The organism is Bradyrhizobium sp. STM 3843 (genome assembly GCF_000239815.1).
Lineage (GTDB): Bacteria > Pseudomonadota > Alphaproteobacteria > Rhizobiales > Xanthobacteraceae > Bradyrhizobium.
The window spans coordinates 1-12692 of record NZ_CAFK01000135.1; the positions used below are offsets into that span (position 1 = coordinate 1).

General features: G+C 64.5%; 13 protein-coding genes. 8 read left to right on the forward strand and 5 right to left on the reverse strand.

What is annotated here, in order from left to right; all coding sequences use genetic code 11:
* The 3 genes from BRAS3843_RS16220 to BRAS3843_RS16230 all read left to right on the forward strand — a co-directional run.
* Positions 1-1182 (forward strand): hypothetical protein (locus tag BRAS3843_RS16220; protein ID WP_050886445.1); only part of this gene is annotated, 1182 nt, incomplete at its 5' end.
* Between the two features lie 63 nt (positions 1183-1245).
* The gene (locus BRAS3843_RS16225; protein ID WP_008970035.1) at positions 1246-1674 is read left to right on the forward strand and encodes a DUF5413 family protein; all 429 of its coding nucleotides are present in this window, start codon (positions 1246-1248) and stop codon (positions 1672-1674) included.
* 48 nt (positions 1675-1722) lie between these two features.
* Positions 1723-2283: a DUF4112 domain-containing protein gene (locus BRAS3843_RS16230; RefSeq protein WP_139024880.1), complete on the forward strand. Its 561-nt coding sequence runs from the start codon at positions 1723-1725 to the stop codon at positions 2281-2283.
* 85 nt (positions 2284-2368) lie between these two features.
* Here BRAS3843_RS16230 and BRAS3843_RS16235 read toward each other — a convergent pair whose 3' ends face one another.
* From BRAS3843_RS16235 to msrA, 3 genes are all read right to left on the reverse strand, one after another.
* On the reverse strand, positions 2369-2653 hold the full coding sequence (locus BRAS3843_RS16235; protein WP_035981876.1) for a hypothetical protein: 285 nt from the start codon (positions 2651-2653) through the stop codon (positions 2369-2371).
* Between the two features lie 379 nt (positions 2654-3032).
* The gene (msrB, locus tag BRAS3843_RS16240) at positions 3033-3458 is read right to left on the reverse strand and encodes a peptide-methionine (R)-S-oxide reductase MsrB (protein ID WP_008970038.1); all 426 of its coding nucleotides are present in this window, start codon (positions 3456-3458) and stop codon (positions 3033-3035) included.
* 87 nt (positions 3459-3545) lie between these two features.
* On the reverse strand, positions 3546-4280 hold the full coding sequence (gene msrA, locus BRAS3843_RS16245; RefSeq protein WP_008970039.1) for a peptide-methionine (S)-S-oxide reductase MsrA: 735 nt from the start codon (positions 4278-4280) through the stop codon (positions 3546-3548).
* Positions 4281-4521: 241 nt separating this feature from the next.
* Here msrA and BRAS3843_RS16250 point away from each other — a divergent pair, with 241 nt between their 5' ends.
* The 4 genes from BRAS3843_RS16250 (at position 4522) to BRAS3843_RS16265 (ending at position 9480) form a co-directional block, all read left to right on the forward strand.
* Positions 4522-6204, forward strand: a complete 1683-nt coding sequence (locus BRAS3843_RS16250) for a caspase family protein (RefSeq protein WP_008970040.1) — start codon at positions 4522-4524, stop codon at positions 6202-6204.
* A gap of 915 nt (positions 6205-7119) precedes the next feature.
* Positions 7120-8013: a LysR substrate-binding domain-containing protein gene (locus tag BRAS3843_RS16255; RefSeq protein WP_008970041.1), complete on the forward strand. Its 894-nt coding sequence runs from the start codon at positions 7120-7122 to the stop codon at positions 8011-8013.
* Between the two features lie 107 nt (positions 8014-8120).
* Entirely contained in the window at positions 8121-8765 is a 645-nt protein-coding gene (locus BRAS3843_RS16260; protein WP_008970042.1) for a glutathione S-transferase family protein, read from the forward strand.
* A gap of 451 nt (positions 8766-9216) precedes the next feature.
* The gene (locus BRAS3843_RS16265) at positions 9217-9480 is read left to right on the forward strand and encodes a hypothetical protein (protein ID WP_008970043.1); all 264 of its coding nucleotides are present in this window, start codon (positions 9217-9219) and stop codon (positions 9478-9480) included.
* A gap of 89 nt (positions 9481-9569) precedes the next feature.
* On the opposite strand, the gene ppk2 is transcribed toward BRAS3843_RS16265, so the two are convergent.
* Positions 9570-10727 carry a polyphosphate kinase 2 gene (ppk2, locus tag BRAS3843_RS16270; RefSeq protein ID WP_008970044.1) on the reverse strand — a complete coding sequence of 386 codons (1158 nt, stop codon included), beginning with the start codon at positions 10725-10727 and terminating at the stop codon, positions 9570-9572.
* Positions 10728-11149: 422 nt separating this feature from the next.
* Between ppk2 and BRAS3843_RS16275 the strand changes: the two genes are divergently transcribed.
* Positions 11150-11404, forward strand: coding sequence for a hypothetical protein (locus BRAS3843_RS16275; RefSeq protein ID WP_008970045.1), 255 nt, complete (start codon positions 11150-11152; stop codon positions 11402-11404).
* Positions 11405-11437: 33 nt separating this feature from the next.
* On the opposite strand, the gene BRAS3843_RS16280 is transcribed toward BRAS3843_RS16275, so the two are convergent.
* A complete protein-coding gene (locus BRAS3843_RS16280) occupies positions 11438-12547 on the reverse strand; it encodes an ATP-dependent RecD-like DNA helicase (protein ID WP_008970046.1) in 1110 nt (369 codons plus the stop codon).
* Positions 12548-12692: the final 145 nt, after the last annotated feature.

Genomic DNA, 12692 nt, shown 5'->3' on the forward strand with positions numbered 1-12692 from the left:
CCTCCAGGCGCACCTGCCGGGGTGCCTCCGCGACCGCAGCCACCACAAGGATCGCAGGACGTCCCGCGCATGCCGCCGTTGCGCGAACGCGCTGCCGGGCCGCGTCGTGGCCCGGACAACGCCGCTAATGGCGACGCCCAGCCGCCGGCGATGCGTGGTTTCCGCGATATCACCGCCGACGTGGATGATCTCGGCAAGGCCACGGCCCAGGCCAACCGGGCTGCGCGCAAGACCTACGCCAACGTGCCGCCCACCGACCTGGAACGGCTCGAGCCGGATGCCGAGGATCGTGGCCCGGCAGCCGAGGCGCCCTATTCCTATGACGAAGCGGCCGAGGAGGCCGGACGCTACGCCCTGCCGGCGGAGTCGGCCCGGCCGCGCGCTGGCGCCGAGCGAGACCGCGACGCCAAGAAGAAGCTGGGCAGCGGCGCGACGTTCCCGTTCAAGAGCGCGATCGCGGTTGGCATCGTCCTGATCCTGGTCGGCGCCGGCCTTCTGTGGGGCAGGCCGCTGGTTTCCGCCGTGAGCAACATGTTCAGGTCCTCGCCCGCTGTGGAGGCGCCGAAGGACACAGCGGCACCGCTGAGCAAGCCGAAGATCCCCGATCGGGTCGGGCAGTCGTCCTCCGATCAGATCGCGCCGGTCGCCCAGCGCGTGGTGCTGTATGACGAGGATCCATCCGATCCCAAGGGCAAGCAATATATCGGCTCGGTGGTCTGGCGCACCGAGCAGATCAAGGCGTCCGGGGCGCAGAAGCCAGACATTGCCGTGCGCGCTGACATCGAGATCCCGGATCGCAAGTTCAAGATGACCATGTCGTTCCGCCGCAACACCGATACGTCGCTGCCGGCGAGCCACACGGTCGAGCTGACCTTCATCCTGCCGCCCGACTTTTCCGGCGGCGGGGTGGGTAACGTTCCGGGCATCCTGATGAAATCCAATGAGCAGGCGCGCGGCACGCCGCTGGCCGGGCTCGCGGTGAAGGTCACCGACGGCTTCTTCTTGGTCGGCCTGTCCAATGTCGATGCCGACCGTGCCCGCAACGTCCAGCTGCTCAAGGAGCGCTCCTGGTTCGATGTGCCGCTGGTTTACAGCAACCAGCGCCGCGCGATCATCGCGATCGAGAAGGGGGCGCCCGGCGAGCGCGCCTTCAACGATGCATTCGCTCAGTGGGGTGACTAGCGGGCTGCAGCAGCCGGCTTGGATGGTTTGGCAAGGGGTTTGGCAAGGCTGAGGGACTGAGGCATGAAACGCTATCTGATCTTCGTTGCCATCGGACCTGCGCTCGGCGGGTTCTGTCTGCTGCTCGTCACCACCTATCAATCCGGCTATTGGACAGAGACCAATGCGGCCGAGGTCGCAAAGCTGTTCAAGGTCTTCGCGATCTCGCTGCAATACAGCTATCTGTTCGGCTTCCTGCCGGCGCTGATGATGTGCGCGATCGACGACATCCTGTTCCACGTCAGGCGGATCGGGCCGGTGCTGCGCATGCTGCTGGTCGGGGCGATCGCGTTCCTGCTCGCAGCTTTCAATTATTCGTCGCATGGCGCGGACTACGGCGTCGCGCAGTTCATCCTCTACGGCCTGGTGGGCTTCATCCCGGCCACGATCTCGTCGTGGCTGGTGCACAAATTCGCTGAGGAACCGCAGCCGGCGGCGCCTTCGCACGCCTAGGCGCGACGGCATGACGCAACTTGTGCGGCGCTCTCGCGTTTCCATCTCATGAGCATGCAGCAAGACGACATCATCAGCCCGACGCGCCGCGCATCTCGACGCGCGACGCATGCGCGCTTCAACGCGGCCGAGGCGCGTGGGCCGGTCATCGACCAAGAGGGGCGCGAGATCCCGCAGGGACCCTTTCAGGGACGCTTCCAGGGCTCCTTCCAGGACGCGGGCGGCTTCCGCTTCGACTTCCAGACCGCCAACCCGTTCGGCAGTCTCACGCGCGAGCAGCGGATGGCGCGGCTGGAGGCCGTGGCGAAGCTGCTCGACGTCGCCTTCATCCTGCCGGGCACCAAGATCCGCTACGGCATCGACGGCATCATCGGCTTGATTCCGGTGGTAGGTGATCTGATCGCGACCGCGCTGTCGTTGTGGCTGGTGCGCGAGGCGCGCGCGCTCGGCGCGCCCTGGCACATCGTCACCCGCATGCTCGCCAATGTCGCGGTCGAAGGCGTGGCAGGGATGGTGCCGGTAGCGGGCGACGCATTCGACGTGCTGTTCCGCGCCAACATGCGCAATGCTCGGATCCTGCGGCGCTGGCTGGACAGTCAGCCGCGGTAACAGCGCCAAAACGGCAAAAGAGACTTCAGAAAAAAACTGCCCCGCACAAGGCGGGGCAGGGTTTGAAATCGAATGTGCTGAAGGCTTACGCCGCATCGGCATCCTGGGCCTTCGGTGCCGCGCGGCGCGGCAGCGGGAAGGCCTCGCTCTCATAGAGCGAGCGGATGCCGTTCTGGTCGAAGCGGGCTTCCTCGACCTGCAGATAGGCGCCGTTCAGCGAATCGGCCGGCAGCTCTTCCATGGCAAAGCGCACGGCCTCGGCCGCGGTGCCAAACCGCCGATAGGCAAATCCAGCCCGCTTCTTCTTGCGGATGGCGGCGGGGAAAAGTTCGGCAGACGTGTTGAAGTTGAACGGACGCATAGGACGCATGGTCTGAGACCTCTTCTTGTCGGCTGGAGCGCTGACGCGAGCTTTCTGTTACGGCTTGGCGGGCTGGCGCCAGCGATTGCGGGTGTGGAGGGCGGATGAAGCCGCCCAGGCGGCCAGGCCCTGCATGTCAGTTACCGCGCTAATATAGGCCTTTTTGACAGAATTGCGAATCCCTCTGGGTCACATCGTAAATCCAAATACCGCTGCCAAAGAGAAAATATATCTTTGTATTTCAATAGCTTATCTGATCTGCAATTTGTGAGTGAGCGGAAGGCGATTTTGCACCGCAGCAAGCGTGGTTCCCGTGCGCTCTGCCGGGTCGCTCATCCCAGGCACACCAGATGACCCCCGAAGGTCACCTGGCGCCAGAATTCGCCCATCAACGCGGCTTCAGCTTCAGAGCGGCCGAATTGATGCAATAGCGCAGGCCGGTCGGGCCCGGGCCATCCGGAAACACGTGGCCAAGATGGCCACTGCAGCTCGAGCACAGCACCTCGGTGCGGACCATGCCGTGAGTACGGTCCGTCTCCTCGTCGATATGGCTCTCGACCGCGGGCTGCGTAAAGCTCGGCCAGCCGCAGCCGGAATCGAACTTGGCATCCGACTCGAACAAGGTCTGGCCGCAGCCGGCGCAGACATAGGTGCCGGCGCGGTGCTCATGCTCGTATTCACCGCTGAAGGGGCGCTCGGTGGCCTTTTCTCGGAGCACGGCGTACTGCATCGGCGTCAGCTCCTTGCGCCATTCCGCCTCGCTCTTGACGACCTTGTCGCTCGTCTTGGTGTCGGTCGTTTTGGTGTCGGTCATTTGTCTTGATCCTCCGGCGGCTTGATCAGCCGCGTTCTTGTTACACCGTCAGGTGATCGCCTTAATTCGTCACCTTAAGTCGTCGCCTCAATTGGTCGCCTTGGCGTCGCTGACCAGGGTCGGCTTTTCCAGGTAGTTCTCGGCGAAGATCTTCTTCAGGTTCTCGATCTTCGGCAGGTCGTTATAGGCAATATAGGGCTGGCTCGGGTGCAGCGTCAGGTAGTCCTGATGATAGCCCTCCGCCGGGTAGAAGGCCTCGAGCTTGCCGACCTTGGTCACGACCGGCCTCTTGAACGCCTTGGCCTGGTCGAGCTGGGCGATATAGGCCTCGGCCACCTTCTTCTGAGCCTCTGAGGTGACGAAGATCGCTGAGCGATATTGCGTGCCGGTGTCGGGGCCCTGGCGGTTGAGCTGGGTCGGATCGTGCACGACCGAGAAGAAGATCTGCAGGATCTTGCCATAGGAGATCTTCTTCGGATCGAACTTGATCTCGACGGATTCCGCGTGTCCAGTCGTGCCGGTCGAGACGGTGTGATAGTCCGCAGTCGCTTTGGTGCCGCCGGCGTAGCCCGACACCGCATTCACGACGCCGGCGGTGTGCTGGTACACGCCCTGCACGCCCCAGAAGCAGCCGCCGGCAACAACCGCGGTTTCCAGCCCGTCCGCCGTCGGCTCGTCCATCGCCGGTGCGGGAATGACGACGGCGTCCTCCGCCGCGCGCGAGGCGGAGGTGGCGAGCAGGGCGGCTCCGGCAAAAACCCCCGCGAGAGCGCTGAGGATCGCGGCTTTGGGAAACAGGCGGTCAAGCGGGCTGCGGCGCATGGGGTGTCCTTTCGGAATATCTTGGGCAATGCTGGCGTCGGGTGCGGCGCCGGACGGGCGGTCCCGCCAGCGTCTCGCGCAAGATACGCGCATCCCCTGCCGCCGTTACGGCCTGCAGGACACGACTGCGTGATAGGCCGATCCGGCCGCCCGCGGCGACCAAATTTCCGTCTTCTGGCCTTGAGTGAACCGCAAGGCTATCGGCCCGACATATCCTCGCGCGCGCCGGATCAATCCTGAAATGCTGCGTCTTCTGTTGTCGTATGCCTGCCTCGCCTCGCTCGCCGCGATCGCTGTTGCCGGTCCCCTGCTGAGTGAGGATCTCGCCACCTGCCGCGACCGCCAGGCGGATCCGGCGGCGCGCGCGGTCGCCTGCGAAAAGCTGCTGGATGCCGGCAATCTGACCGGCAAGGACCTCGCCAGCGCCCTCGATGTCCGCGCCGTGGCCGCGATCAACAAGCACGAGGACGACAAGGCCGTCACCGCGCTGACGACGGCGCTGACCGCCGACCCCGACAATGTGGTGCTGCTGAACCGTCGCGGCTATGTCTATGAGCGCAAGGGGCAGGACGACCTGGCCTTGGCCGACTACGAGGCCGCGCTGCAGAAGCGACCGAATTTCGGCCTCGCCTACAACAACCGCGGCACGATCTATCTGCGCCGCGGCGCGCTGCAGAGCGCGCTCGACGATTTCAACGCCGCCGTCCGCGCCACGCCGACCCTCTATCTCGGCCGGGTCAATCGCGGCCGGGTGCGCGCGATGATGAAGGACTACGATGGCGCACTCGGCGATTTTGACGAAGCCGAGAAGCTCGATGCCGTCGCGCCGCAGGCCGCCTTGTTTCGCTGCGATGCCTTCATCGTGATGGACAAGGTCGACGACGCCATCGCAAGCTGCAGCGCGGTGCTCGCGCGCATGCCGAAGAACCAATATGCGCTCTGCAGCCGCGCCGAGGCCGAAATCAGCGAAGGCGATCTCGATGCTGCGCTGAAGGATCTCAACGCCGTGCTCGCGCTCAATCCCAACAATGTCCGCGCCCATGCCATTCGCGGGCAGGTGTTCGAGAAGCGGCAAGATCTGGCCCAGGCGCGCGTCGACTATCGCGCTGCTGCGGTGGCGCTGACGCCGTTCGACGCGATCGAGGTCGCCAACGCCCGCAGCCTGGCGCGGGAGCGGCTGACAGCGCTGACCCAGCAATCGCCGGGCGCAGCGCCGACGGCGCGCCGCATCGCGCTCGTGATCGGCAATGGCGGCTACAAGAACGTGCATGCGCTGCCCAATCCGCCGCATGATGCAATGCTGCTCGCCGACACCTTTCGCACACTCGGATTCCAGTCGGTGACGTTGGCGAGCGATCTCACCCGCGACGGGTTCTTCGCGGCGCTGCGTAGTTTCGAGGCCGAGGCGGAAAAGGCCGATTGGGCCGTGGTCTATTATGCCGGACACGGCTTCGAGATCGGCGGCGTCAACTATCTGGTGCCGGTCGATGCCAGGCTTGCAGTCGACAAGGACGCGGAGACCGAGGCGGTCGCGCTGGAGCAGGTGCTGGCGGCCGTGGGTGCCGCGCGCAAGCTCAGGCTGGTCATTCTCGATGCCTGCCGCGACAATCCGTTTGCGCCGACCATGCAGCAGACGCTGGCGCTGAAGCTGGTCGAGAAGGGCTTTTCCAACATCGAGCCCGGCGCCGGCATGATGGTGGTCTATGCCGCCAAGCACGGCGCCACCGCGCTCGACGGCAGGGAAGGCAACAGCCCGTTTGCGATTGCGCTGGCCAAGGACATCCGGGAGCCTCGGGTCGAGGTCCGCAAGCTGTTCGACATCGTGCGCGACGATGTCTGGGCCGCCACCCAGCATCAGCAACAGCCCTTCACCTATGGTTCGCCGCCGGGACGCGAGGATTTCTACTTCGTCGCAGGGAAGTGATGGGGATCGTAGGCGAGCCGCGCGCAGCGCCTTGCGGGTCGGGAAATGGGTCGCGCCACATGCTCCGCTGTCGTCCCCGTGAAAGCACGTGAAAGCGGGGACCCATAACCACAGGCTTTTGTCATGAAGCGCGATCTCTCCCGGCGTGCCCAACATTGAGATCACGCGGTATGGGTCCCGGCGGTCGCCGGGACGACACGGAAAGTGCGGCAAGATCTCGCGTCCAAGACTCTCAACCCCGTATCGCCCAAGAGTTCTACGTACAAGGCTCTACGGCCCAATCCTGTACGGCCCAAGACTCGACGTTCCCGCGGCACGACATGCCCGGGTCTTGTTGTTCGAGCACCCTCTGGAAGCGAAGAGGGCACAGGGAAGGCCGGGTGCCGTTCGCACCCATGGCCCGCCTGCAGAAGAAAATGCAGGCGGCAGTCACCACAGGTACGAGCCGAACAACCCGGCCTTCCCTGCGCGATGGCTTTACGGCTTATACGAACTCTCCCCGGTGTGCCGGGCTTGTTAGCCACCGTCGTCAGCGCGATGCGCAAGCATCGCCGCGAACTTAGCGCCAGCGTCGGGGCGCCAGGACCATTCGACTTCGCCGTCCTGCCGATGTTGTTCGTCCGCCGCAAAATCGCGTGCTGCAACACCCACAGGCCACCGCGTCCCGCACCCAACGTTCGTGACGATCGCGAAACGCCCCTCTGATCGAGAGCAGGACGCGCAGAGAATACACGAATTCTGAAAAAACGAAAGAAAAATATTTGCCGAGCGGCGCGCGGTGGATCATGGCGCTGGACCAGGGCAAGCAGGGAGATGCGGCAGATAGGCGTGACGGGCAATTTCTGCATGAGGCCATGTCTCGGTCTCGCCCGGAGCACTCTCGCCTCCATCGGGATGCTGAGCTAGATTTTTGGCATGCGGCGACTTCCTCTCAAGAAAATCGAGGCCTTCGTGGCGGTGGCGCGCGCCGGCAGCTTGGCGCAAGCTGCCCTTCGCTTGAATCTCACGGTGCCGGCGCTGAGCCGGCGCATCCAACTGCTGGAAACCGAGCTCGATGCGCGTCTGTTCGAACGGCAGCCGCGCGGTCTCTCGCTCACTGAGATCGGCCGCGACTATTTCTCGGCGCTCGATCCGGTCTGGGAGAGGATGGCGCAAGCGACGGAGCGGGTGCGTCGCGAGGCAACGCGCCATGCGATCACCGTCAGCACGATGCCGACATTCGCCGCCAACTGGTTGATCCCGCGCCTGCAGCAGTTCCAGGCAAACCATGGCCAGATCGATATCTGCCTCGAGACCTCGGCCGAGATCGAGGATCTGACTGCGCGACCGGAGATTGATTGCGCGATCAGATTGGGACGCGGGCCCTGGCCCGGTCTTGTCTGTGAGCCGCTGCTGGCGGTCGATGCCACGCCGGTGGCCAGCCCGCAATTGCTTGGCAAGGTCGGTGATTGCCGCGAGCCGCGCGCGCTGTTGGAGCAGAAGCTGATCGGTACCAGTCATCAGATTGCATTCTGGCAGGAGTGGTTTGCCGGCGTCGGCATCGACGCGACGCCGCACCATTGTCTCGCCTTCGACAATCTGCAGGTCGTCTACGAGGCGGCCGCCGCGGGCATGGGCATCGCGCTCGGGCTCGATCCGGTGGTACGGCCTTTCGTCGCGAGCGGCCGGCTGACGCCGTTGTTCGCGAAGCCCGTGCGGCTGCCGCGCCAGTTTCATCTGGTGCATCGTGGCGGTCGCGCGGGGCAGGCGCGCGGCTTCGCGCAATTCCGCGACTGGCTGTTTGCGGAGGCCGCAGCCTTTGCGGCGTAGACGCGACATGCAACCCCTTGCATGCCGCTGAAGGCGAGCAGCCGAAAACTGAATGGTCCGATTCTCCGAAGTCATCTAGCGTTGTGCGGTTTGAAGAGGACGCTGAGATGACGACCTATCGGCTGCACTACTTTCCGGAATCGGGCAACAGCTACAAGCTGGCACTGATGCTCACGCTATGCGGCCAGAGTTTCGAGCCGGTGTGGACCGATTTCGGCGGTGGCGTTACCCGCACGGCCGAATGGCGGGCCAGCGTGAATCCGATGGGCGAGATCCCGGTGCTGGAGGAGGATGGCGTCCGTCTGACCCAGACCGCGCCGATTTTGTTGCGGCTCGCCAAGCGCTACGGACAATTCGGCGCGGCAAATGAGCAGGAGCAGTTCGAGGTTTTGCGGTGGCTGTTCTGGGACAACCAAAAGCTCTCCGGCTTCATGGCGACCTACCGCTATCGCCGTGCCTTCACGCCATCGCCGGACGCAAAGGTGCAGGATTTCCTACGCAAGCGCGTCGACGATTTCCTCGGCATTCTTGCCGGAGAAGTCGCACAGCGCCCCTTCATCATCGGCGACCGGCCGACGGTCGCCGATCTCTCGTTGTGCGGTTACCTGAGCTTTCCGGTCGAGGAGAGCGGCTACGACCTCGCCGCGCGCTTTCCCGATGTCCACGCCTGGCTGCAGCGCATCGCGGCGCTGCCCGGCTGGAAGCCGCCTTATGAGTTGCTGCCGGGACCGCGGCTGAAGCGTTACGTTTAAAAAGCAACTGTGTCCGATTGAAAGCGATGACTGTCGCGAGAGGCAGAATCGGTAAGCCTCCGCACCGACGTGCATGAATAGTTGCCAGCTAAATCCGTAGTCGACGGCTCTCGGCGTCGTGATCGATGATCAATCGAGCCTCGCGTGCATGCGACATCCCGCCCGGGAATAACACCGCGTCCCGCGCCGTCTCCAGCAGTGCAGCAACACGAAGGCGATTTCGCCAGCTGGAGGAGCAAGCATCGAGCGCGATGTCGGTGTAGTGCCATTCGCACAGTCGTGATGTCAGGTGATTGGGCGTCCGCGGAGGTGCTTCCTACATCAGGATCAACACAACAACTCCCGCTGGAAACGTCTCCGATCAGAGCAGCAACAGGCGAACGCGTTTCTCCGCACGAGAGAGACGAAGGACAGCCATGTCTATTTGGAATGCAAGATGCGGAGAACGATCATGACCATCTGGAAAGCTTTTGCGGCAGCGCTCGCGCTGTCGACAGTCGTCGCCGCCGCTACCCCGGCATCGGCGCAAGGCTGGTTCTGGGGCCAGCAGGAGCCTGCGGCCTTTCAGGCGATGTATCCCAATCGCGACGTGCTCAATGGCGGCGAACTGACGCCGGCGGGGCGCATGGGCCTGGTGCGCGCCTACGGCGCAGCCCCTGTCTATCCGTATGCCGGTTACGCGCCTTACCTGCCGCATCGGCATCATCTGCGCTGAGCGACGCGCCTGATGTCCACGCGTTCTGGCCCTCTTGTATGAAGGGGAGAGGGGCCAGACCCCGCATCGACCCGTTCCTCCGCGGCCTGTTAGATCGCGTGCTCCTCGCGCTCGTGGATCACGCTGGCGCGGCCGACGATGAGATCATCGACCAGCCCGATGCGCGAGACGTCCTTGCCGGCATAGGGCAGGGAGTGCAGCACGCAGCGCAACGCGTTCAATCGCGCGCGCTTCTTGTCGTCGGACTTGACCACCGTCCATGGGCAGTCCGCGGTGTCGGTGTGGAAGAACATCGCTTCCTTGGCGCGGGTGTAGTCGTCCCATTTGTCGAGCGAGGCCACGTCGATCGGCGACAGCTTCCATTGCTTCAAGGGGTGTCCCTCGCGCTCCTTGAAACGCCGCCGCTGCTCGTCGCGGCTGACCGAGAACCAGAACTTGATCAGGTGCATGCCGCTGCGCACCAGGTTGCGCTCGAACTCCGGCACCTGGCGCAGGAACTCCTCATATTCGGAAGGCGAGCAGAAACCCATCACGCGCTCGACGCCGGCACGGTTGTACCAGGAGCGGTCGAACAGCACGATTTCGCCGGCCGTCGGCAGATGCTGCACGTAGCGCTGGAAATACCACTGGCCGCGCTCGACATCGCTCGGCTTCTCCAGCGCCACCACGCGTGCGCCGCGCGGGTTGAGATGCTCCATGAAGCGCTTGATGGTGCCGCCCTTGCCGGCGGCATCGCGGCCTTCGAACAGCAGCACCAGCCGTTGCCGCGCGTCCTTCATCCAGTTTTGCAGCTTCAGAAGCTCGGTCTGAAGAATGAATTTCTGTTCCTCATAATCCTTGCGGAACATCCTGTGTTTGTAGGGATATCCGCCGCGGCGCCATTCGTCGGAGAGCTCGTCGCTGGTCGCACGTCGGGCGCGCTTGGCCGCCTTGCCGTTGAGAATCGACTTCAGGAGCTTGGCGTCGTCGGGGGAGGCGCCTTCGAGAAACGCCTTGACCACCGGGCTGTCCACCTGAGCCGGCTGATCCTGCAGCATCTTCCTGAAGGCTGCGACCGCCGCTGCCTGGGCGCTTTCGGTCGACTGTGCGATCAGCGAGCGCTCGACCGGGCTCAGCGGCGCCTCGTCGGCGGCGACGGTGGCGATGGCGGCCGACCTCTTGTGCTCGACTCGCGTGGCCGCCGCGGCGTTGCGGGCCTGCTTGTACTTGGAGATCGTCTTGCCTGACTTGCCTTTGTGACTGCTCATTCGATCCATCGCTGCTGTTAGTGGCGGGCGCTGGAAAGCGGCACCCGGATCATCTGCCTGTTTGTACAGCTGAGTTTCCGAACGTCGCGTGAAGATGTCACCGCGATGACATCGCGAATGCGCGTTGCGTGACGGATTGTTTGCGACCCTCTCGCAGCTGGGGCCGGGGTCGCTTGCGCAGTGGAATCAGGATGGACAAGGCGTTAACGCCTGATGCGTAGCACGACACCGCTGCTAGCTGGAGGGCCGGCCGGCGCGCGGTGCGCCGACATCCTGCTTCGCGTAGTCGTGATGGAATGCGGCCCTGGTTTGGAAGGTCCGGGCTCATACTTGTTTGATGTCACGACCGTCCGCAGCCGGCGTTGGGCCGGACCGGTTTCCCGCGCCGGATGCGCCCCATCCGGCAACAGCAGAGAGGGATCATGAGCTCACTCAAAACGCTGGCCGCCGTGCTCGCGCTCTCGATGATCGCCGCGACATCCGCCTTTGCACAGTTCTCGGAGCCGGCGGCCTTTGAGGCGCAGCATCCGGATCGCGATGTGCTGAACGGTGGCGCCCTGACGCCGGACGCCCAGATGCGTGCGGGTGCCGCCGGCTTTGCCCGACCGTCCTATCCGAATGCCTATGCCGCGCCGGTGCCGGTCGCGCCGCAACTGCGGCGCCATCGTCGGCGCTGACGGCCGCATGCCGGCGATCGCGCCCGCAGGGCTTCACACCACGATCGAGAGTCGCTTCGCGGCGCGGGTGATGCCGGTGTAGAGCCAGCGGGCGCGGCTGTCCTGAAAGGCAAAGCTCTCGTCGAACAGCACCACGTCATCCCATTGCGAACCCTGCGACTTGTGTACGGTGAGCACATAGCCGTAGTCGAACTCGTCATAGGGCTTGCGCTGCTCCCACGGGATGTCCTCGATGCCGCCGGCGAAGCATTCGCCGCGGACGGAGACCTTGGTCACCTTGCGTCCCAGATCCTCGTCCGGCGCAAGCCGCATGGTGATGATCTTCGACTTCGAGGCGGTGCGCGACTTCACCCGCCACAGCCCGCCATTGAACAGGCCCTTCTTGCGGTTGTTGCGCAGGCAGACCAGCTTGTCGCCGGCCACGGGCAGGGCGTCCTCGATGTCGAGCCGCTGCCGCACCCGCATGTTGTAGGCGCGCCGCGTGTTGTTGCGCCCGACCAGGACCTGGTCGGCGTTCATCACGCGTTGCGGATCGAGGTCATGACGCGACACCACCTCGCTCTCGCCATAGCGGCCGATGTCGAGCGCATTGCCCTCGCGCACGTCCATCGACATCCGCACGATCGGATCGTCCTGGGCCTGGCGGTGCACCTCGGTGAGCATCGCGTCGGGCTCCTGATCCGTGAAGAATCCGCCGCCCTGGATCGGCGGTAGCTGGGCGGGGTCACCGAGCACGAGCAGGGGACAATCGAACGAGAGCAGGTCGCGGCCGAGATCGGCGTCGACCATCGAGCACTCGTCGATGATGATCAGCTTCGCCTTCGACGCCGGCGCATCATCCCACAATTCGAAGTTCGGCTGCTCCTCGCCGCTCTCGCGGGCCCGGTAGATCAGCGAATGGATGGTGGAGGCGTCGTCGCAGCCCTTGTTGCGCATCACCAGCGCCGCCTTGCCGGTGAAGGCGGCGAACTTGACCTCGCCGTCGACGCCTTCGGCAATGTGGCGGGCGAGCGTGGTCTTGCCGGTTCCGGCATAGCCGAACAGCCGGAACACCTGCGGCGTGCCGCTGCGGCCCGGCTTGGCCTTGAGCCAATCGCCGACGGCTTTCAGCGCGGAATCCTGGTGCGGAGTGAAGGTGGTCATGGCTCAGGGAAAGAGGCCGTGTGTAGGCGCGGCGAGTCGGGACATTCCGTGAACCTAAGGGCTGGCGCGGGGAGATCAAGCTTTCGATGCAGTTGAGATGCCGACATCTTCTGAGCGCGGAGGCCGACAGCGTGCGGCCCGGACG

Excerpts from the sequence above, each read along its gene's own strand:
- BRAS3843_RS16225 (WP_008970035.1), top strand. The coding sequence starts at position 1,246 with ATGAAACGCTATCTGATCTTCGTTGCCATCGGACCTGCGCTCGGCGGG.
- BRAS3843_RS16230 (WP_139024880.1), top strand. The coding sequence starts at position 1,723 with ATGAGCATGCAGCAAGACGACATCATCAGCCCGACGCGCCGCGCATCT.
- BRAS3843_RS16235 (WP_035981876.1), bottom strand. The coding sequence starts at position 2,653 with ATGCGTCCTATGCGTCCGTTCAACTTCAACACGTCTGCCGAACTTTTC.
- msrB (WP_008970038.1), bottom strand. The coding sequence starts at position 3,458 with ATGACCGACACCAAAACGACCGACACCAAGACGAGCGACAAGGTCGTC.
- msrA (WP_008970039.1), bottom strand. The coding sequence starts at position 4,280 with ATGCGCCGCAGCCCGCTTGACCGCCTGTTTCCCAAAGCCGCGATCCTC.
- BRAS3843_RS16250 (WP_008970040.1), top strand. The coding sequence starts at position 4,522 with ATGCTGCGTCTTCTGTTGTCGTATGCCTGCCTCGCCTCGCTCGCCGCG.
- BRAS3843_RS16255 (WP_008970041.1), top strand. The coding sequence starts at position 7,120 with ATGCGGCGACTTCCTCTCAAGAAAATCGAGGCCTTCGTGGCGGTGGCG.
- BRAS3843_RS16260 (WP_008970042.1), top strand. The coding sequence starts at position 8,121 with ATGACGACCTATCGGCTGCACTACTTTCCGGAATCGGGCAACAGCTAC.
- BRAS3843_RS16265 (WP_008970043.1), top strand. The coding sequence starts at position 9,217 with ATGACCATCTGGAAAGCTTTTGCGGCAGCGCTCGCGCTGTCGACAGTC.
- ppk2 (WP_008970044.1), bottom strand. The coding sequence starts at position 10,727 with ATGAGCAGTCACAAAGGCAAGTCAGGCAAGACGATCTCCAAGTACAAG.
- BRAS3843_RS16275 (WP_008970045.1), top strand. The coding sequence starts at position 11,150 with ATGAGCTCACTCAAAACGCTGGCCGCCGTGCTCGCGCTCTCGATGATC.
- BRAS3843_RS16280 (WP_008970046.1), bottom strand. The coding sequence starts at position 12,547 with ATGACCACCTTCACTCCGCACCAGGATTCCGCGCTGAAAGCCGTCGGC.